Raw genomic sequence first — 20,773 nt, 5'->3', positions numbered from 1 at the left:
CTCTAGTTAGGTAATATAGTCCAATTTAGTTTACTTTCTCCACCTAAATCTCATAATTATTGATTTCTGAGAGAAATAAGTTCCCTTTATCCACCTAATACTGTCAACCCGCTTCTTCGCCAGCGTTAATTGGAAAAGGTGATCGAATTCGGCTGATTTCTACTAATGCCACAAGAAATCCTACACGCGCGGCATCTCTTCCAGCGCAGCCAGGATGTCGGCTTCTTCGACCGGGATGGAATAGGAGCCATCCGCAAAACGCTTCATCGCGCCGATCCCGTCCTGGAACACAAAACGGATGCGGCCGCTGCGTACTTTTTTATCGGTATACATCTTATCCACCAGCTGTCTGTTCGGGATGGAAGCCGGCATTTCCGTCGGCAATCCCGCCTTCTTCAGCAGCGCAATTAACCGCTCCGCCTGATCTTCAGTCATGTATCCGCGCTTCACTCCCAGCTTAGCCTGAACAACCAGCCCGATCGCAACCGCTTCTCCATGCAGCAGGGTATAGCCGCTTAGCGCCTCAATCGCCCGTCCGGCGGTGTGGCCCAGATTCAGAATCTGCCGCAAATTGCTCTCACGCTCATCCTGCTCTACGACTTCGTATTTGATCCGGCAGTTGGCCAGCGCAATATGCTCACAGACCCCGGCATCAAGCACGAGCTGCCCGCGATCTGAAATGACCTTGCCCATATTCTCTTCCAGATAGCTGAAAAAATCCGCATCCCCCAGGCACGCATGCCTGATGGTTTCGGCCAGCCCGCTTCTGAACTCACGTGCGGGAAGGGTGCGCCAAGCGGCCAAATCTATGTACACCTTACGCGGCTGGTGGAAGAGGCCGATCAGATTTGTGGCCACCGGCGTATTTACACCGGTTTTGCCGCCGACCGATGCGTCCGCTGCGGCCAGCAGCGTTGTCGCATAATTCAGGCTTGGCACTCCGCGGCCAAAGGTTCCGGCCAGAAATCCGGCCAGATCAGTCACCGCCCCGCCGCCTACAGCGATAATGCAGGAGTCCCGCCCGTAAGCGCGGCTTAGCAGTTGATCCTCCAGCAGCGCCTTCGTTTCCCGGGTTTTGGACGCTTCCCCTGCCGGAAAAGAAAACAATTCAGCCGCAAAGCCATTTTGCCGCAGCCGTTCAAGCAAAGGCCGGCCATAGAGCGGCTCTACCGTAGAATCTGTAATAATGGCGTATTTGCTCACATTCGGCACCAATCCTTGCTGCAAATCCGCAATCAGCGAATCGAACAGCAGCTCCCCAATCTCAATCGCGTAGGAGTCATCGACTACCTTTTTCAGCATCACCTGAAAGGTTCGGGACATGACAAAACCTCTTTTCCTCAAACTTGAACATCATCTAAATAGGATTCGCCACAAGGGAATATTCTCCTGCCTCTTTGACCCGGCGGCCAATAATGCTATATTGGAAAAGGGATCTCCCCATACTTTTCGAATTGGAGCAGGCGGCCATGATCATAAAATTCATTCGTTTACGTTAATGAGAGGCACATTACATTGAACCCGGTCTTTTTTTGAAAAGACAAGGACCCGGGTTTATTTGTTTGTGCCTTTTTCATTCAACCATAACGAATGAATGGGGTGTTTTCACATGTCCGCAACAACGAAAAAAATGATTCTGGCCGGGCTTATGGCTGCTAATCCGGGACTGTTCTGCTGTCCGCTGTGCGCAAGTCCCATGAGCCTGACCGAGTGTAAAAGCCTGATCTGCAGCAATCATCACTGCTTTGACCTGGCCAGGGACGGATATATCAATCTGCTCTCCCGCCCGGCGGGAGGAAAATACGGCAAAGAGCTGTTTGCCTCCAGAAAAGCAATCGTAAACAGCGGGTTTTTTGAACCCGTTGACACCTATATTTCCGGGCTGATTGCGGGCCGGAAGCTTGCCGGTAACGGTCCACACCGGATTCTCGACGCCGGCTGCGGGGAAGGCTCGCATCTCGCTGCCATTCAGGAACTCGCGGCGGCCGGCCCGCACCAGTCACTGCTTGGAGTGGGACTCGATATCTCAAAGGAAGGCATCGCGCTCGCTGCCAAGAACAATAACACAAGCACCATCTGGTGTGTAGGCGACCTTGCTCATTCACCCTTTGGCAGCGGGCAGTTTCATACGATTCTCAGCATCCTGGCCCCTTCCAATTATGCGGAATTTCAGCGGCTGCTTACTGCTGACGGGAGAGTCATCAAAGTCATTCCCGGACAAAACTATCTTCAGGAGCTACGCGGACTGCTCTATGGACGCTCAAGCAGACAACCGAACGCGGACAGTGAAATCCGTGAACGCTTTAGTGAGACTTTTGAAATCACCGAGGCCCGGCACTTTCAGTACAAGGTCAGCCTACAGCCACCTCTCCTTCAGCAGCTGGTACGTATGACTCCCTTGTCCTGGGCTGCGGACCAAAACAAGCTTCAGACCGTGCTCCAACTGAATGAACTGGAGATTTCGGTGGATCTGAGTGTATTGGAGGGCAGGAAGTTGCCTTCATAACCTAACACCAAGAGGGTGTCCCGGTCTGTAGGGACACCCTCTTGCTTTTACACACTTAATATAAGCCGTTACTGCTAAGCATCGAATGTACAGCCTGATCCATAAAATTCCGCTCGGGACGGCATTTCATCATTACAGTAAGCCCAATCAGTGCAATGACCAGCGACTGGGCCAGCCCTTTGGCATCCATACCGGAATCAAGCTCCCCTGACTGCATCCCCCGTTCAAGCGTTTCCTGAAAAATCACGGCAAGATACATCTGGTGTTCTCTGGTCAGTATCTCAAACTTCGCATCATGCGGTGATAGCTCCACCATGGTGTTGATGCAGAAGCAGCCTTTATTCGAACCTTCTTCCCTGTACTCTTCCTCCACCAAATGTTCAAAAAAAGCGCGGAAGGCTGCCTTCACAGAAGCTTTCTTGTGAAGGCTGGCCCGCACACTGGCCGCATGGGATTTGGTATACATCCGCAAGGCAGCTTCAAATAAACCCTTCTTGTCCCCGAAAGCTGAATAGATGCTTGGCCGCTGAATGCCCATTGTCGCAGTAAGGTCGCTTAGCGATGTTGCTTCATAGCCTTTTTCCCAAAAGATCTGCATGGCAGCATGCAGCGCCTTCTCTTCGTCGAACTCACGTGGCCGTACCATAACTTCACCCCTTTACATATCGATTGGTATGTTATTATTCTAATTATTTAAGTGTGGGCTGTCAATCGTTATACCTATTCCCCTTATATTTATGGATGGATATTGACATTTTTTATTTCTCAAGGTTATATTAATCGGGAATCTTTATATACCGAACAGTATGTTATGATTTCACAATACTTTTTAGGAGTTGAACCAGCAATTGATCCCTTCAATCTCGCAAAAGACTGCCCTCTTGTTTGCAGCCGCCAGCGGGCTTTCCGTCGCCAGCATCTATTTCGCGCAGCCTTTACTGGATGCCATCGCCGCGGAGTTCGGTATCCGGCATTCTGCAGTCGGCATTATCATCACGCTTACTCAAGTCTGTTATGCGGCAGGACTGCTGCTGCTGGTTCCGCTTGGCGATTTGCTGAATCGGCGCCGCTTAATCACCGGACAGATGCTGTTATCCGTCTTGGCTCTTTTAATAGTTGGAACTTCCTCAAGCGGAATTATGCTGTCCATAGGCATAGCTGGGGTAGGATTACTCGCTGTTGCTGCACAGACACTCGTAGCGTTCGCGGCGAGTCTCGCCTCTCCTGCCGAGCGGGGGCGGGTAGTTGGTCTGGTGACCAGCGGAATCGTGATAGGGATTCTGCTTGCGCGGACTTTTGCGGGTTTATTGACGGATGTGGCGGGTTGGCGGTCAGTGTACCTGGCATCTGCGGGAATGACACTGCTTATGGCCGCTGCCTTGTACAAAGTACTTCCTTCTGTAGAGACCGCCAAGAAATCCTTGTCTTACCTGAATCTGATTCATTCCGTGTTCCTGTTGTTCGCCCATGAACGAATATTGCGGGTGCGCGCCGTACTCGCTTTCTTAATTTTTACCGCTTTCAGCATATTATGGACCCCGCTGGTGCTGCCCCTCAGTGCACCGCCTTATTCACTTTCGCATACCGCTATCGGAGCGTTCGGCCTGGCCGGGGCCGCAGGAGCCTTAGGTGCAGCCAAGGCAGGGAGGCTTGCAGACCGGGGCTTCGGCCAGCACACCACCGTCATCGCCCTAAGTCTCCTGCTGTTGTCCTGGCTGCCGATCAGCCGCGCAGAGCATTCGCTTTTTGTTTTAGCCATAGGTATTATCGTTCTGGATCTGGCGGTACAAGCCGTACATGTCACCAACCAGAGCCTGATCTTCAAGGTGCGGCCCGAAGCACGCAGCAGACTTACTGCCGGTTATATGATTTTCTATTCTCTGGGCAGCGCCGCCGGCTCCATCGCCTCCACCCGGATCTACGGTTACGCAGGATGGAATGGGGTATGCTTGCTGGGCACGCTCGTCAGTGCCCTGGCGCTTGTTTTTGCACTATGTTCTTCCAGAATCCGCAAGGATTCCAGATAATTTCTACACTCACGGCAAGAGGGCATCCCATTTGGGACACCCTCTCTTTTGTACATCCAATCTAAGGTTCAGTTACACTTGCTCATATCATCTACCCGGCCCGCCCAGGTTACTAAGAACTACCGATGTTTCGATCTGCCGCTCCGGGATGTTCCAGTATTTGCTGAGCAGGTTTCGTTTCTCGCCGGCGGGTACCAGCTTGAAGCCATTTTTGATGTAAAACGAAATTGCCCAATCTGCCGCTTCCCATGTGCCGATCAGGATCGGCTTGCTTGTACGTTCTATGAGGTGCTTTAGCAGCTTGCTTCCAATCCCGCCTTGGCGCTGAGCCGTCCGGACATAGGCATGTCTGATTAGAGACACCTCGCCTTTATCCTGAATCCCCATCACACCACACAGCTCCCCATTGTCTTCGAATCCCCAAAAGACGACCCCATTCTGAATTTCGTGAACAAGTTCATCTCTGCTCATGTACGGCTCATGATACCGGTCCGCCGGAATGACGCCCTGGTATGCCTTGGCAGCATCGTTGATAATCCGGTACATGTTTTCCTCGTCCTTCTTCTCACACAATCGAATCATAGGCGTCTCTCCTTCGCTGTCTTGATGAATTGGTTCAAAACGCTTTATCAGTCCGACGGGGGTAGGTATGCTCAGCAAAAAAACCGCACTCAACGAAATGATTTCTTTCGTAGAACCGTTTGGCCCCTGTGTTGCTTGCAGCCACCCGAAGATAGATATACCCCTTGGGATACAAGCCGCTCATGCGTTTAACACAACTCTGCAAAATGGTTCGCCCATACCCGCAATTTTGGTATTGTGGGGCTACAACGACATCGCGGATAAATTGTCCTTCTGAAATACATGCACCCACTAATTGATTCTGCAACCAAAATGATTGCACCCCTGCAGCTGACTCATATCCGGTAAGTGCCCTCAAAAAGGTATCCGGATTGTTCCGGTATTGATCTACTTCCCAGCCATTGTCTTGATTTAATGAATAATAAGCTCCCTCAAATAAATCAATGAACGACTCCAGCATATCCGGCTTGAACTCCCGTTCCCATAATTCAGACTGTTCGTCCAAGGAAATCTGCGAGCCACAGTCATACCTGAGCTGATACCCTTCCATATCTGAGGCAAAACCAAGCGATCTTATAAATTCAATAATCCCTCTATTTCTACCGTATACATTACAGCACAATTCTCTGCACTCATCCGCTTTCAGGTAGGGCTTAATACTATTTTCTATCACTTTTAACAATAATTCGATCCGGTGCGTTTGAGTAAAAACAGCGTAAGTGATGGCGCAATCGTCATCCTCTGCCAAACAGAACACGCCCTGATTATCCCCGGATTCTTCATAGTACACAACCGTTACCCTCTGTTCGTCAAAAGCATTTCTGACAAAATCAACTGCTCCAGTTGAAATTAGCGAAATGAGCCCCAATATTTTATTATTTTTCTCTTTCTCCATCTTGCCCTCCTTCATCTCTGGATCATCTCCGGATCATCGTCCGGTATACAAATTTCGGCAGTGCGGATTGTCTGCGCCAGCGCGACTTCTGTCCCTTGGCAACGGGTGAAAACAGCAAACGGTGCGCCCACTCCAGGTTAAGCTTTTTCCACACAGGCGGCGTGGGTTTCACTTTTCCCGAAATCACATCTAAACTGCCCCCTACACCAAAAACCAGCTTAACTCCGGCAAGCTCACCTTTATGCTTGTGAAGCCATTTATCCGAGTTGGGGGCACCCATGGCAAGAATGAAGATCATATCCCGTAACCCTTTCGGGATGGGAGACCGTTCCGTTCATAGACTCACCCTGCTTTCCCAATCCTCCAGCACCGCCCAGTTCATGGCGGCTTGTCCCTGCAAACCGTGCATGGTGCCAATATAAGTTTTGTGATTATGTATTCCCGTCTTAAGAAAGTGCCGAATGACCTCTTCAGTTGAGGCTGAGACATGCCGGCTGGATACGGTGCTGCAGTCTACCCAGAGCAGCCGTCCTTCTTCACTCTCCACCAGTTCGCTGCCTGCCGCTGCCTCTCCTGTGAAAATGTATTGAATGCGGATCTCGCGCTCATCCTTCATCCGGTGCACGATGTACCGGAGTTTCAAAGCTGCAAGCTCGTGTTCCCCCAATCCCGTCTCCTCTTGAATCTCTCTAAGGCAGGCCCGCATCGGATCGCTGAACTCACCGCTTTCCATATGCCCTCCGATGGGAACAAGCATTCCTGGAAGAAAGGCGCTGGTTGGCTTTTTTTGCAGAAATAACACTTCCCTGTGTTCATTGAATATGAATGCTACGGCCATTTGCCTAAGCTGCATCTGTTGTCGCCTCTTTCGATCCAATAGAAATGAGATCATCTGAGGTAAATTATACCATGCTATTATAGAAGAGATAAATGAAGGACTAGATGCAGGAGAAAGTCCCCTACTCCAGAATTAGAATTAGAGAGTCCAACTCAATTAGGAGGTTATGATTTTGCATATTAACGTACTGGACAAAGGGTATGTCCGCTTGGTTAACCATATGGGCAGCGATCTGACCGTTGTGAATGCGGCGCGCGTATCCTACGCCAAACAATCTGAAGCACTGACGGAAAAAGATATCCGGCTGATTCGGTTTCTCGCACGGGAAGGACACACTTCTCCCTTCAGACACGCCGTACTCCAACTGGAAATCTATGCTCCGCTCATGGTCGCCAGGCAGTGGTGGAAATACATAGTAGGTTCAGCCCATTATGAGGGCACTGGAGACAGTCTGGAGGCATGGAATGAATCCAGCCGCAGGTATATTACGGAGGAACCCGCTTTTTACATCCCTTCTGCCGGACAGTGGAGAGGAGCACCCGAGAATTCAAAACAAGGCAGCGGCGGTCTGGTGGCCTGGGAGCTTGGCGAAAAATATACGCGGGAACTTATGGAGTACACCCAGTTGGGCATTCAGAAATACGAAGCCGCTTTGGCCGATGGCATCTGCGCCGAACAGGCCAGACTGTTCCTTGCGGCTTACGGCCTCTATGTGCGTTGGTATTGGACGGCCTCTCTGCAGTCCGTTGCCCATTTCCTGAACCAGCGGCTGGAGCATGATGCCCAGCAAGAGATCCAGGACTATGCGAAAGCCATTCTGAATATCGTGAAAACCTTGTTCCCGGTAGCCACAGAAGAGCTGCTGACCAGACAACAGGCCTAGCTTTCCAACGAATAACCCCCATCGCTCGCACAAGCCCCCGCCTGTTTGAGTGGGCCCATCGCGGGCCGGACACAAGCCGTTAACACTGCAAAAGCCAAAAACCTCCGCCTGGCCGGGGGAGGTTTTTGGAATACCGGTACCTTATTCGAAAACCCTTACAACATAAATTTCCCTAGTACTATTACAATGACAACCGCAATCGCACACCCGACGGTCACCGTGATGAACGCTTCCTTAAATCCGTTTTTATGGTTTAATTTTGTCAAAGCTAAGAATGTTAAGAGAACGCCGCTTTGTGGAACAAGTGTTGTAATATTCGAAGCGATCGCTGCTACACGGTGAATTAATTCCGGATGGATGCCGGCATTGAGATAAAAGTCGGTAAAGTTGGGCATCACGATCCCCAAGGTTCCGGAAGAAGATCCTGTAATTGCCGATATACATGCCGTTAGTACAGTCAAGCTTATTAAGGGGTCACCTGGTATAGAAGTAATTAAATTCGAGAAAAATTCAAATCCTGGTGCAGCCATCAGCACGGAACCAAAAGCTACTGCTGAAGCCGTAGCAAAAATAGGGGCAATGGAGCCGCTCGCCCCAATACTTAATGTACGGATCTTATCAGGAATATGTTTATTAAACAGCGCTACTGCTAGTAAAATAGCCACCATTAATGCCACATAAATAACATTCTTGCGAACAAATTCATTACCAAAAGTACTGCCTAAAACAGCAATAATAATTAATGTAACAAGCGGTAAAATACTTGCAAAAAAACCGGGTAATTCTCTTTCAGCCTTGCTTTCCTCTACATCGTCAGCATAGGTTGCATAAGTTTCTCCAGCTTTTAGGCTCTTGTTCAGACAGTACTTCATATAGAAGAGACCAAATGCGGTACACCCGAGAGCCCCCGCTATACTTGGTATGGCCGCTGCCACTAGAGAAGTTCCTAAAAACTGAATGGGAATGACATTCTGGATAGCCGGAGTTCCCGGCAATATAGTCATGGTAACCGTTCCGATCCCAAGCCATACTGGAATTTGGATTAAATTCCAAGCGATGTCCAGCTTTTTAAACAACGTGCGTGCCAGTGGAATGACTGCAAACATAACTACAAAAAGGCTAATTCCTCCGTAAGTTAATATAACGGCAACAATAAAAATGGCTACAAGTACCCGATACGGGTTCTGGGTGCCGAATTTCTTCAATATAAAATCGGCAATCGAGATTGTCGCTCCGCTTTCCTCCATAAACTTAGCTAATATGGCTCCGAGCAGGAAAATCGCAAAAAATTTCACAATGTAGTTCCCGAGAGCCCCCATAAAATTGCCGCTCTCCGAACCCAGCATAAAGGTGACAATATCCATTTGATTTAAAAGAACTACAATTAATGTCGCTAACGGGGCAGCCACTGTAATATGAATTTCTTTTAGGGCAAAAAGGATGATGGCTATAACCCCTAATATAATTCCTATTGATCCTATAATTTCCATTTGTACTCCTCCAGATTAGATAAAAGAAGGGGTGAGTAGAGTTAGTCTGTATTTTACTGCGCTGTATAGCCACCATCGATTAGACAGGCTTGACCTGTAATTCCTTTTGCCTGCTCGCTGGCCAGGAACACTGCATAATCGGCAATTTCCTGAACATCGATTAGACGCTTTTGCGGAACTAACGGATAAAGAACCTCCTCTAATACATTCTCTAACGGGATATTACGGGTTTTAGATAAATCCTCGAATTGGCCTCTAACAAGTGGTGTATCCACATATCCTGGACAAATGGCATTTACTGTTATACCAGAGTTTGCTGCTTCTAAGGCTGTTACTTTCGTCAGACCAATAACCCCATGCTTCGCAGAGTTGTATGCTGATTTTCCGGCAAAGCCAATGACTCCGTTAATCGATGCCATATTAATAATGCGTCCAAATCCTTGTTTTTTCATAATTGGGAATGCTCTTTTGGTTGCAATAAATGGAGCCACTAACATGACTTTCAACATAAATTCAAATTTATGGGTCGGAAAATCCTCAATTAAGGATACGTGCTGTAATCCGGCATTGTTGATCAAAACATCCAAACGGCCATATTTTTCTACGGTTTCATCAATCGCTGAATTGATTTCATCCTCTTTGGTTACATCGCATTTAATGCCGTGGCAATCGAATCCTTCATTTTTCAACACATTAACCATCTCTTGTAAAATTTCATCATTAATATCTGAAAAAACAACCTTTGAGCCCTGCTTCAAAAAAGTTTCTCCAATTTGTTTTCCAATTCCGCTTGCGGCACCTGTTACAAAAACAACTTTAGTTTTTTCCATGTTAATTCCCCCCACAAGATTTTGAATTGATCAGGCCTTAAGCAGTTTCTTTTAATTTCTCACTAATCATCAGCTTTGCTTCTGTTGCCGCTAACACCTCTTCCAGGGTATAAGCAGAATTTATCTCTTGTAACAGCAATCCTTCCGGAGTAACTTCGATAACAGCCATTTCAGTGATAATTAGATCCACCGCATTTTTGGCCGTCAGCGGCAATGTGCATTCCTTCAAAATTTTAGCTTTTCCTTGTGAGGTATGCTCCATGGCTACAATTACTTTTTTCGCTCCTGTCAACAAGTCCATTGCGCCCCCCATTCCCGGCACCATCTTTCCAGGAATCATATAGTTGGCGATATTCCCCTTTTCATCAACTTGAAGGGCTCCCAAAACCGTTAAATCCACATGCCCGCCGCGGATAATTCCAAAGGAAGTAGCACTGTCGAAAAAGCAGCCGTTCGGATTAATAGTTACATATTGCCCGCCGGCATTAACAATCGTTGGATCGGTTATTTCTTCTCCTTGGGCCGGTCCTAATCCGACAAATCCATTTTCCGAGTGAAAAGTAACGTGAACCTCTTCTGAAACAAAGTTTGCGACTTTGGTTGGTAAGCCGATTCCCAGGTTCACCAGCTCTCCGTCCTTGAGTTCCTGGGCTACACGTTTGGCGATCATGTTTTGCAGCTCTGCCTTATCCATTTCACTTACCTCCTTCAACAATATAGTTCACGAAGATATTTGGCGTAACGACTTCATTGGGATCAATCTCCCCTATTTCTACTAATTCTCCCACTTCAACAATGGTTGTCTTTGCGGCACCTGCCATAATATTGTTAAAATTGTTTGCCGAGCCTTTGTACACAATATTCCCGGCTTTATCCGCCTTAGCGGCGTAAAGAAGTGCCACATCGGCAGTTATTGGTTTCTCTAGTAAATACTCTTTTCCATCGACTACAATTTTTTCTTTGCCTTCTTCAACCAGCGTGCCTATTCCGGTAGCTGTCAATACGCCGCCTAGACCATAGCCGCCCGCACGGATTTGCTCCACCAAAGTCCCTTGAGGAATAAGCACCACTTCTGTCTCTCCCTCAGTCATCTGTCTGCCGGTTTCTTTATTTGTTCCAATATGAGAGGCCATAATTTTTTTGCATTGCTTATTGGATACCAGCTTACCTGAGCCTCTATTGATAAATCCTGTATCATTGCAAATCAAAGTAATATCTTTGATGTTTGCTTCAACAAGGGCATCCACTAGTTTTTCAGGAGTCCCGTTAGCCATGAACCCGCCGATCATCACAACATCCCCGTCTTTGATATGAGCGATCGCCTCATCTAAAGCCACTACTTTATTCATCCTCTTACCCCTCTCTCTCTACAATCATGGCAATGCCTTGCCCACCGCCGATACATAGAGTTGCCAAACCAGTTTGAACCTTTCTTCTTTCCATTTCATGAATCAGTGTTACCAATATGCGTGCGCCGCTGGCGCCAATGGGATGCCCCAAAGCAATGGCTCCGCCGTTTACATTGACCATATCCATGTTTATTCCTAATTCATTTACGACACATAATGCTTGTGACGCAAAAGCTTCATTCGCTTCAACTAAATCTAGATCTTGCACCGTTACACCGGCTGCCGCCAAGGCTTTTTTTGTTGCCGGAATGGGTCCTGTACCCATAATTTCCGGGGCAACCCCTGCACATTCAACAGCTTTAATCGTTACAAGCGGCTTTAAGCCTAAACGTTCAGCTTTGTTTTTGCTCATCACAATCAATATTGCCGCACCGTCATTCAGGCCTGAAGCATTGGCTGCTGTTACTGTGCCGTCCTTTTTAAAAGCCGGTTTTAATTCAGCCAGGCTTTCTGCGGTCACTCCCATACGAGGGTACTCATCGGTGTCCGCTACTACTGGCGCGCCTTTCCGCTGCGGAATCTCAACAGGAATAATCTCCCCTTTGAATTTTCCTTCTTTGATGGCTTTCTCCGCTTTATTTTGGCTTGCTGCCGCTAACTCATCTTGCATTTCTCTCGTAATATTGTATTTTTCAGCGATATTTTCAGCAGTAATTCCCATATGATATTGATTAAAAGCATCCGTTAACCCATCATGAACCATCGAATCTATAATGATTCCGTCACCCATTCTTTGTCCCCACCGGGTTGTCGGCAGCAGATAAGGCGCCTGGCTCATATTCTCTGCTCCACCTGCAACTACAACCTCTGCCTGGCCGGACAGGATTGTCTGAGCCGCAAGCTGAACGGACTTTAAGCCTGAACCGCAAACTTTATTGATGGTATATGACGGCACTTCCATTGGAATCCCGGCTTGTATAGATATCTGCCTTGCGACATTTTGCCCTAACCCGGCCTGTAAAACATTACCTAAAATAACTTCATCAACTTCTGCAGGGTCTAAATTAATTTTTGCCAATGCACCCTTTACAGCAACTGTTCCTAAGGTAATAGCCGATACATTTTTAAAAACTCCCCCAAAAGAGCCCACTGCGGTTCTCACCGCTGACACAATAACAACTTCCTTCATACTCTTCCCCGCTTTCTTTCCCAGGTTACTGGTGAACACACCGTGTAATAAGATTCACAATCATAACTGAACTGCTTACGCGAATAACAATAAACCGCTTTCAAAGTTCTGTCTAAAACCAAATTTTTATATAAGCTGTAAAATAAATTAATATCATGGGGAAATCCTTGCCAGGAAAGCTATTTCTAAAAAAATTCAGCTATAAAAAAAATAAAAACCAAAATCAGGATAAACCTCGTGGACAAACCAAGTGTAATTTGCTATTTTCAAGAAGAATACAGCCCAAGATCAGCCTTTTTCCCGGTAACCCGTGATAACTTGCACGACTATTCATATCACATGCTATAGATAAAATTTATAGAAGTGAGGAATCTAGTAGTGGATATAAAACATTTAGAGTACTTTATTGAAATTGTAAATTCCAGCTGTAATCTATCTGTTGCCGCCAAAAAATTATGTGTTACACAGCCGTCTCTTAGCTTATTAATTAAAAATTTTGAAGACGAAGAAAACGTCAATCTATTCGAACGCTACAAAGGAAGATTACAGAACTTAACGCCTGCCGGGGAAAGGTTTTTTGAAAACGCAAAAACTCTTGTGAAGAATTATCAAAACATGCTGGCCGAGCTGCGCGAGGACTCCTTTCAATTCAAAGGCAAAATAGTAATCGGCATCCCGCCGCTTATATTAGGAATTGTTTTCGCCGATATCCTATCCAGCATGCTGTCGACCAATCCTGATATTAAATTTGAAATCATCGAAGCCGGGGCATATGAATTGCGGAGAATGCTGACCTTAAAAGAGTTGGATTTTGCTATTTTACTGCAGCCCACAAATATCGATCCTACTACTATTAACGAATATCTGCTGCAAGAGGATGAATTAACCGCCTTTATGAGTTCAAGCAATCCTCTGGCAAACCATGAGAAAATCTATTGGGAGCAGCTCAATAACGAACCCTTAGCCATCTTTAATCATACTTTTATGATTCACCATAAACTGCTGGAGCAATTTAAAAAAGAGAATATTCAGCCGCAGATCTCTATTCTGTCAGCGTCTTGGGACTTCCTTTTACAAGTAACCAAACGCTCTAAATTTATAACAATTTTGCCTTCACCCGTTCATGATTTTTTCAATATTTCTGACATCATCGAAGTTCCCTTTCATCAACCGATCACTTGGAAGGTCATTCTTTGCCAGCCTGCAAAAGACCGGTACAGTCATGTAGAAAGACATGTAAAGAAAATTATCATTGATCATTTCGCTCAAAACAGCAGCTCTTGAATTCTGGACCGAATCGCTGCACAGCCATTGATTATGTCGCGTTAGGTTAATGCCTCAGGCTGTGAACCACGGTGTGTGGGCAACGGCATTTCTGCCGTTGTTTCGTCCCGTTCCCGCCGGCGGTGCTTCAACAACGGCATTTCTGCCGTTGTTTCGTCCCGTTCCCGCCTGCGGCGCTTCAACAACGGCATTTCTGCCGTTGTTTCGTCCCGTTCCCGCCTGCGGCGCTTCAACAACGGCATTTCTGCCGTTGTTTCGTCCCGTTCCCGCCTGCGGTGCTCCAACAACGGCATTTCTGCCGTTGTTTCTGAGCAAATCCGCCCCAGGCGGGTCAAAGTGAACCCGCAACTATCCTTCCTTATCCAAAACGGAAGAAAATCATAACTTCCCGAACATCAAAAAAGCTCCGCAGCCGCGGAGCTTCTTTGATGTTCTATTTATTTTGCTTCCTGCCGTCTTCTATCGCTTACCTTCCTACCGTCTCTATCCGCTTACCTTCCTGCCCGCTCGTTGTATAGCCGTCCGGCGTAATCGCTGATCAGACCACGCATGGCAAGTCTGCCCGACCACTGCGCGGGTATGCCGCCGAGGCCGTAATAGGCTCCGGCAATCTGGCCGTAGACCGCGCCGGTAGTATCGGCATCATCGCCCAGATTCACGGCCAGCAGCGCGCCTTCGGCGAAGCTGGACGATCCGTGGAATGCCCACAGCGCCGCTTCCAGCGATTGCACCACATAGCCGGAGCCCTTAATCTCCGGCGGAGCCTTGAGCTTGTAAGAACCCCGCTTAATGTCCAGGATGCTGCGGGACAGTGCCTCCTCCTCCAGCCAGCCGCCGAAGGCGTCCGGGGCCAGCAGCTCCTGCTTGCTCCAGCCGTGCAGTCCGGCGAGGATATAAGCTGCCATCAGGCGGCAGGCATCCACGCACTCTGCAGCGGCATGGGTGGTCCGCGAGCTTCGCGCAGCGTACTCTATGGCTGCCACCGGGTCCTCCGCATAGTACATCACCACCGGGGCCAGGCGCATAATCGGGCCGTTCCCGGCACTGCGCGGATCTTCCGAGCCGCTGTACGCTTCGCCGCCGGCCTCGAACTGCAGCAGCGCAGAGCGCGTAGCGTTCCCGATGTCGAAGCACTCCCCCGTGCTGCTGAGGTATCCTTCGCGGAACCACCGCACATACCGCCGCATCTGATCGGCAGGATCAAAGCCCGGCGCCGCCAGCAGACTGTCCGCCAGGCACAGCGCCATCGAGGTATCGTCGGTCCATTGCCCCGGCTGCAGCCCGAACACTCCGCCGCCGACGATGTCCTCCAGCGGCGCAAAAGTCCCCGGTGCCTTGAACTCGGCGGTAGTCCCCAGCGCATCACCTGCTGCCAGCCCTTGCAGGCAGCCTTGATACCGGTCGCTGTCCAGTGCCATTTTCGCACCTCCTGTAATTCATCTTCTGTCTATCGCCCGTCATTGAACCGGGCAATCATTGTGTCCATACGCCCATTCGCCGTTTATTCCCCGGGATACACAAGTCCCCACTCCGCACGCACCCGATCCAGCAGCTTCAGAATCGCTAACGATTCATCCAGCGTCAGCGTCGGGCTCTCCGTAAGTCCCGCCTGCAGACAGCGCCCCACTTCTTCCGCTTCAAAGGCATACCCGATAGAAGTCCGGTCGTCTTCAAAGGTCTCCACAAGCTCACCGCCGACATACAACTCAGCTGACTTTGGATTGACAAAAGAGCCCTTTACAACAATATGCCCTTCCGTCCCGAACACATAGGCCTCCTGCAGCATATTCAGGCGCACCCCGCCGTTGAGGGAAGCCGTTTTGCCGCCGCCATAGGACAGCAGCAGCGAGAAATGCTCATCTACCCCCGTTTCACCCATATGTACAGTGCTGGCTACACTCTCCGGGTGGGGTCCAAAGATCATGGAGGCAAAAGAAACCGGATAAATGCCGACGTCCAGCAGCGCACCGCCGCCCAGCGCCGGGTTCAGCAGACGGCTCTCTGGATTCCATTCTGCCCGGAAGCCGAGATCCGCCTTGACCAGCCGGACGTCTCCAATCCGCTGTGCGGCAACCCACTCTCTGACCTTGACGTTGGCCGGAATGTAGCGGCTCCACATCGCTTCCATCAGGAACAGCTTATGTTCACGGGCATACGCCACAATCTCCTCCAGCTCACCGCTGTTCACCGTAAACGGCTTCTCGCAGAGCACCGCCTTGCCTGCACGCAGCGCGAGCAGCGCATTGTCTTTGTGAAAAGGATGCGGGGTCCCGATATAAACGACGTCCACCTCCGGATCATGGACCAAATCCTCGTACGTGGCATGGGCTACCGGAATGCCGTGGTTTTTGGCAAACTCATCCGCGCTCTCCTGATTGCGCGAACCTACAGCATAGGCAACCCCGTTCGATGCATGGGCCAGATCGGTTGCGAACTGGTGCGCGATCCAGCCGGTGCTGAGAATTCCCCACTTTACCTTGTAAGCGTTATCGACTGTCATTGATGAATCCTCCTTATGATTGGCCTGAGGTACTTTTGATTCTATCAAACTATACCTTGCGAGTACAGGCTCGGCGAGAACAAGCACACAAACAGGCTGGCGGTCCCGGGGTTAGGGATCGTCAGCCTAATTTTACTCTTCTACCCTGAATTAGCGCACCTGTTCAAGCAGCAGATAGGCCTCCTCCTTCGTCGCAACCGCAAGAAGCGCTTCTCTGAAATCATCATCCATCAGCTTGCGGGACAACATTTGCAGCACCTTCAGATGTGTGTTTTCCCTGCTGTTGCGCGGTACGGCAATCATAAATATCAGCTTCGCGCGGCTGCCGTCTACACTTTTCCAATCCACTCCGTCCTGCTTGATGCCAAAAACCACACTCGGCTTCAGGACCGCGTCCGATTTACAATGAGGGATGGCAATATTCATGCCGATGCCTGTGGTGCTTTCGTCTTCACGCGCCAGTATCCCTTCTTTAAAGTCACGGGCAGAACTGATGGCCCCGATGTTCACCAGAACGGCAACCATTTCATCAATAACAGTGTCCTGTGTGGTTCCTGCTAAATTCAGCTTAATCAGATCGGGCGTTACAATATCGGTCAGTTTCTCAATACGTGCTGTGGGCGGCTCCACGCCAGCGGCTGTTGAAGTTTCAGCTGGCTTGGCCTGCTGGACATTTCCCATGCTTATCGGAGCATCAGCCGATACTTCAAGAGGGTGATCCTCAACTGCAACGTCCCGTTTCAGCAGACTCACCATGGCCACCGTTACGGCAGATCCGACGATAACCGCAATGAAAAACATAACAACATGATCAACTGCACCCAGTACAGCCACAACAGGCCCGCCATGAGCTACTCTGTCTCCCACATTGCCCAGCATCGCAATAACCGAACCAACCATTGAGCCGGCCATGATGCTCGGAATTACGCGCAGCGGGTCCTGGGCAGCAAAAGGAATCGCACCTTCAGTAATCCCAAACAGCCCCATGGTGAATGTCGCTTTGCCGGCCTCACGTTCAGCAGCTGCAAATTTACGTTTGCTGATCATTGCAGCCAGTCCCATCCCGATCGGCGGAATACATATGGCTACGGCGATAGGTCCCATAATTTCATAATTCCCTTCACCGATCATGGCCGATCCAAACAGGAAGGCGACCTTATTAACCGGACCGCCCATATCGAAGGAGATCATAGCGCCCAGAATCAAAGCCAGCAGAATCGAGCTTGTTCCCTGCATGCCGGCAAGCCAGCCGGTTAACGCTTCAAACAAGTGGGCAATAGGAGCTCCGATGAAAAAGATAAAGATCAAACCCACAATCAGTGAGGAGAGCACGGGAATAATGATAATGGGCATAATCGGCTGCAGCGCCCGGCCAACCTTAATTTTACGGATGCCGAGGGCTACATAACCCGCCAGAAAACCGGCGATAATCCCGCCAATAAACCCTGCACCTGCTTCACTGCCGTAAAAGCTACCGTTCGCGGCGATAAATCCGCCGACTATACCCGGAGCAAGTCCTGGCCGGTCTGCAATGCTCATTGCGATAAATCCTGCCAGAATGGGCACCATGAAAGTAAATGCAGCAGACCCGATATCCTGAATGTTCTTCCAGATGGAGCCTTCCGGTATCACTAGACCGCCCGGTGTTTTCACGCCGCCAATCGTCAGTGCAATTGCAATCAGCAGCCCTCCAATGACGATAAAGGGCACCATATAGGAGACTCCGTTCATCAAATGGCGGTAAACCGGATTTTGTTTCGGCACTTTATCACCCGGCCGGCTGTCGTTAGAACGTGACTGTGCCTGGTATACAGGCACTTCGCCTTTAATCACCCGCTGGATCAATTCTTCCGGATGGCGGATCCCTCTTGCACTCCGACAACCAGCAGCTTCTTTCCGACAAAACGGTCTTTCACTACGGTCTTGTCCGCTGCAATAATGATGCCGTCTGCTTCACGTATTTCGTCCTCCGTCAGCGCATTCTCCACGCCGATGGAGCCCTGTGTTTCCACCTTGATTTCAATGCCTAATTTCTTCCCCGCTTTCTGCAGATTCTCAGCTGCCATATAGGTATGTGCAATGCCGTTAGGACACGAGGTTATCGCTAATATTTTCATATTCATCGTCCCTTTCCACTATTATCAGCGCTTACATTTTAAATTATATCCACCTTATTCGCGGATATCGGATAAACTTTTTACCGGAACTTCCGGAAAAACGGATCAATACTAACAAAGCATCGCCATCCTCCATAAGTACCCAGGTCCATTCTGCCCCCCAAAAAAGGGGTATCCCAAGCAGCCGCTTCACGGCTATTTGAGACACCCCTCTCCAGCGCATATTCCATTTGCTATTTATCCGCCCAGCTTTCGGAGCAGGACCATCGCATCCGTTTCTTTGGCTAACGCGCTGACCAGTGCAGGCTGCTCGCTAATCCGGGACAATTCTCTGAACAGCCTCCGCATTTCTTCCCGTTCGTCATGTTTGACCGCGAGCAGGAACACCAACTGCACGGTTTCGTTCCCCCAGGGCAGCGGCTGCTTCAGCGCAGCAATAACAATAGAAGATTGTCTAATATACTCCGAATTCCCATGCGGGATAGCCACCCCTCCGCCAATGGTAGTATTGGATAGTTTCTCCCTCGCCAACACGCTTTCCGCGTAGCCCTGCTCCGCGTAGCCCTTCTGTTCAAGCATTCCTGCCAGCTTGGCAATTAACGGTTCGGGACGCTGCGCCTCCTGCCGGGGAAAGACCAGGAACGGGGTTGTATACTTTAGAAAAACGGATTCTTCCACCCTGCGGTCAGGCTCATCCAGCCGCCGGATGGCCTGTTCCAGCAAGCGCTCATCCCTGGGTTCCAGCAGCGGAGAGACGACGATATGCTGAACGTCCTCGGGAAGAGCCACGGTTGATATCACCAAATCCACGTCATGTGCGGCCAGATATCTCCTGACCTCAGCTTTGGATATCGTTGTTCCGACATGCACCGACGGGAATTTGCGTTCCACTTTTGTACGAAGCAATTGGGACATGCCAATTCCCATGTGACACACTATGACAGCCTTTTGCGGTTGCCGCTCGCTCTGCTGCAGCCGTTCAACGGAAGCTTGAAAATGCAGAGTGATATAGGCGGCCTCCTCTTCTGGAAACGTTTGCTGAACGGCTTGGCCCGCCGCTTCCAGAGCTTCAATAACACGGTCAAACATATAGGGATACATCTTTTTGATATCGGCCAGCATCGGATTGGATACCTTCAATCCATAACGGAGACGGTTTAGCGTGGTGTACAAATGAACCTTGAGTCCGTTCAGGAGCACCTGGTCGCTGGAGAACTCTATCATATTTAGTTCCGACATCCGCTGGACCAGCTGCCTGACCAGTTCCGGCAGAAGCGGGTGGCTGTCCGCCAACAGGGTCCGTCTCCCCTCTGTCTCCTCCTGCCCATATCTGAACTTTCCGCCAAGCAAATGCAAGGTCAGGTAGGCCGCTTCCTCACGTGAGAATGAGACTGAAAACAGCTTATGCAGTTGCTGCAAAAATGCTGCGGCCCAACTATACTCCTCTTTTTCCTGCAGGAAGGCAACATCCTGTTCCAAGAGTGAAACGGGCTGGTTCAGCTTGGTCCGTTTGACCATCAGCAGAATATGCAGCATCAGCCCTTCGAAGGTTTCATCCGTGAAAAAGAGCCTGTGCTGTTCCTGAAATATTTTCAATTCATGATTTACAGCTGCAATCTCATGCGGTTCAAACTGTTTGCGCATCAATTGTCCTGTGAGCTCAGGGCTGTCAATCAGCTGGTTCAGCCTGGCAAGGGCCAGACGTTTATTTTTTTCGGTGCCATTAATCATAAGGCCTATGCGGGGCCGGATAATTAACGCCAGATCAAGGTTATGCAGCCAGTGCTCAATCTTCTCCAGATCCCTGCGGATTAACATTTTGTTCACATAATACTGTTCAGCAAGCTCTTGCGTAGTCACCGGGCTGGCGTTCATCAGAAGCCGATAGGCGATATGCAGCACTCTTTCTTCATCTGATTCATGTTCTGCCACATGCTCCTCTGAATACAGCAGCTGAAGCAAGACTGACTGGTCTTCTTCACCCAGCTCCAGATAAATCCCAAGCCCCGGCTTTCTCACAAGTTGTGCTTTGGAATGCTTGTTAATATATTTTTGAATGACCTTCAGATCACTTCGAATGGTTTTGTCCGAGCAGTCGGTCTGATCCGCCAAATCCTGCACTAGCCATAAGCGGTCTGGTTCAGTTAACAAATTCCGCATAATCTCTGTTTGCCTCTTGTTCATTCTGCTCTCCCATATTCGATTTAGTTTAGCCGAAAGGGTTAAGAATAGGTTTCATTCTATATTCCTTATTATAGCTACAATATCGGATTGCTAACATAA

At 49.3% G+C, this 20,773-nt stretch carries 20 protein-coding genes and 1 pseudogene; 4 read left to right on the top strand and 17 right to left on the bottom strand.

Annotated features, from left to right (window positions below; translation table 11 throughout):
* Window positions 1-180: 180 nt before the first annotated feature.
* Entirely contained in the window at window positions 181-1,323 is a 1,143-nt protein-coding gene (aroB, locus tag JI735_RS13730) for a 3-dehydroquinate synthase (protein WP_039834056.1), read from the bottom strand.
* A gap of 286 nt (window positions 1,324-1,609) precedes the next feature.
* On the opposite strand from aroB, the gene JI735_RS13725 reads away from it, so the two are divergent.
* The gene (locus tag JI735_RS13725) at window positions 1,610-2,506 is read left to right on the top strand and encodes a putative RNA methyltransferase (protein WP_039834057.1); all 897 of its coding nucleotides are present in this window, start codon (window positions 1,610-1,612) and stop codon (window positions 2,504-2,506) included.
* Window positions 2,507-2,561: 55 nt separating this feature from the next.
* Here JI735_RS13725 and JI735_RS13720 read toward each other — a convergent pair whose 3' ends face one another.
* Window positions 2,562-3,152: a TetR/AcrR family transcriptional regulator gene (locus JI735_RS13720; RefSeq protein ID WP_039834058.1), complete on the bottom strand. Its 591-nt coding sequence runs from the start codon at window positions 3,150-3,152 to the stop codon at window positions 2,562-2,564.
* A gap of 202 nt (window positions 3,153-3,354) precedes the next feature.
* Here JI735_RS13720 and JI735_RS13715 point away from each other — a divergent pair, with 202 nt between their 5' ends.
* Window positions 3,355-4,533, top strand: coding sequence for an MFS transporter (locus JI735_RS13715; protein ID WP_039834059.1), 1,179 nt, complete (start codon window positions 3,355-3,357; stop codon window positions 4,531-4,533).
* An 87-nt stretch (window positions 4,534-4,620) separates the two neighbouring features.
* Here JI735_RS13715 and JI735_RS13710 read toward each other — a convergent pair whose 3' ends face one another.
* From JI735_RS13710 to JI735_RS13695, 4 genes are read right to left on the bottom strand one after another with little or no spacing between them, the layout of a single operon-like run.
* Window positions 4,621-5,115 carry a GNAT family N-acetyltransferase gene (locus JI735_RS13710; protein ID WP_039834060.1) on the bottom strand — a complete coding sequence of 165 codons (495 nt, stop codon included), beginning with the start codon at window positions 5,113-5,115 and terminating at the stop codon, window positions 4,621-4,623.
* 34 nt (window positions 5,116-5,149) lie between these two features.
* Window positions 5,150-6,010, bottom strand: a complete 861-nt coding sequence (locus tag JI735_RS13705) for a GNAT family N-acetyltransferase (protein ID WP_039834072.1) — start codon at window positions 6,008-6,010, stop codon at window positions 5,150-5,152.
* A gap of 22 nt (window positions 6,011-6,032) precedes the next feature.
* Window positions 6,033-6,308, bottom strand: a complete 276-nt coding sequence (locus JI735_RS13700) for a WecB/TagA/CpsF family glycosyltransferase (protein WP_039834061.1) — start codon at window positions 6,306-6,308, stop codon at window positions 6,033-6,035.
* Between the two features lie 36 nt (window positions 6,309-6,344).
* Window positions 6,345-6,848 carry an NUDIX domain-containing protein gene (locus tag JI735_RS13695; RefSeq protein ID WP_202677470.1) on the bottom strand — a complete coding sequence of 168 codons (504 nt, stop codon included), beginning with the start codon at window positions 6,846-6,848 and terminating at the stop codon, window positions 6,345-6,347.
* Window positions 6,849-7,014: 166 nt separating this feature from the next.
* Between JI735_RS13695 and thyX the strand changes: the two genes are divergently transcribed.
* Window positions 7,015-7,731 carry an FAD-dependent thymidylate synthase gene (gene thyX / locus JI735_RS13690; protein ID WP_039834063.1) on the top strand — a complete coding sequence of 239 codons (717 nt, stop codon included), beginning with the start codon at window positions 7,015-7,017 and terminating at the stop codon, window positions 7,729-7,731.
* Between the two features lie 155 nt (window positions 7,732-7,886).
* Here the strand turns inward: thyX and JI735_RS13685 are convergent, their stop codons facing one another.
* The 5 genes and pseudogenes from JI735_RS13685 to JI735_RS13665 all read right to left on the bottom strand — a co-directional run bounded on the left by JI735_RS13685 (window position 7,887) and on the right by JI735_RS13665 (window position 12,589).
* Window positions 7,887-9,221, bottom strand: a complete 1,335-nt coding sequence (locus JI735_RS13685) for a GntP family permease (protein WP_039834064.1) — start codon at window positions 9,219-9,221, stop codon at window positions 7,887-7,889.
* Window positions 9,222-9,274: 53 nt separating this feature from the next.
* Complete coding sequence (locus JI735_RS13680) at window positions 9,275-10,051, bottom strand: 3-hydroxybutyrate dehydrogenase (RefSeq protein ID WP_039834065.1); 777 nt, start codon at window positions 10,049-10,051, stop codon at window positions 9,275-9,277.
* Between the two features lie 37 nt (window positions 10,052-10,088).
* Window positions 10,089-10,766: pseudogene (locus tag JI735_RS13675) on the bottom strand (3-oxoacid CoA-transferase subunit B); the annotation flags it as partial.
* Entirely contained in the window at window positions 10,747-11,400 is a 654-nt protein-coding gene (locus JI735_RS13670) for a CoA transferase subunit A (RefSeq protein ID WP_039834067.1), read from the bottom strand. The gene JI735_RS13670 and the pseudogene JI735_RS13675, both read right to left, overlap by 20 nt.
* A gap of 4 nt (window positions 11,401-11,404) precedes the next feature.
* The gene (locus JI735_RS13665; RefSeq protein ID WP_039834068.1) at window positions 11,405-12,589 is read right to left on the bottom strand and encodes an acetyl-CoA C-acetyltransferase; all 1,185 of its coding nucleotides are present in this window, start codon (window positions 12,587-12,589) and stop codon (window positions 11,405-11,407) included.
* Between the two features lie 378 nt (window positions 12,590-12,967).
* Here JI735_RS13665 and JI735_RS13660 point away from each other — a divergent pair, with 378 nt between their 5' ends.
* Window positions 12,968-13,873, top strand: coding sequence for a LysR family transcriptional regulator (locus JI735_RS13660; protein WP_039834069.1), 906 nt, complete (start codon window positions 12,968-12,970; stop codon window positions 13,871-13,873).
* 54 nt (window positions 13,874-13,927) lie between these two features.
* Here the strand turns inward: JI735_RS13660 and JI735_RS13655 are convergent, their stop codons facing one another.
* The 6 genes from JI735_RS13655 to JI735_RS13635 form a co-directional block, all read right to left on the bottom strand.
* Entirely contained in the window at window positions 13,928-14,221 is a 294-nt protein-coding gene (locus tag JI735_RS13655) for a hypothetical protein (protein ID WP_233476383.1), read from the bottom strand.
* A 143-nt stretch (window positions 14,222-14,364) separates the two neighbouring features.
* A complete protein-coding gene (locus tag JI735_RS13650) occupies window positions 14,365-15,291 on the bottom strand; it encodes an ADP-ribosylglycohydrolase family protein (RefSeq protein WP_039834070.1) in 927 nt (308 codons plus the stop codon).
* Window positions 15,292-15,374: 83 nt separating this feature from the next.
* A complete protein-coding gene (locus JI735_RS13645) occupies window positions 15,375-16,373 on the bottom strand; it encodes a Gfo/Idh/MocA family protein (protein ID WP_039834071.1) in 999 nt (332 codons plus the stop codon).
* A gap of 150 nt (window positions 16,374-16,523) precedes the next feature.
* Window positions 16,524-18,206 (bottom strand): fructose-specific PTS transporter subunit EIIC, encoded by a 1,683-nt coding sequence (locus JI735_RS13640; protein WP_411830105.1) that lies wholly within the window; start codon window positions 18,204-18,206, stop codon window positions 16,524-16,526.
* Between the two features lie 8 nt (window positions 18,207-18,214).
* Entirely contained in the window at window positions 18,215-18,496 is a 282-nt protein-coding gene (locus tag JI735_RS37805) for a PTS fructose transporter subunit IIB (RefSeq protein WP_411830104.1), read from the bottom strand.
* A gap of 231 nt (window positions 18,497-18,727) precedes the next feature.
* Window positions 18,728-20,674 (bottom strand): BglG family transcription antiterminator, encoded by a 1,947-nt coding sequence (locus JI735_RS13635; protein WP_039834074.1) that lies wholly within the window; start codon window positions 20,672-20,674, stop codon window positions 18,728-18,730.
* Window positions 20,675-20,773 lie beyond the last annotated feature (99 nt).

The organism is Paenibacillus sonchi (genome assembly GCF_016772475.1).
Taxonomy (GTDB): Bacteria; Bacillota; Bacilli; order Paenibacillales; family Paenibacillaceae; genus Paenibacillus_AQ; species Paenibacillus_AQ sonchi.
Note: the sequence above shows the minus strand (reverse complement) of the source record. Positions and strands in the feature narration are given on the sequence as shown.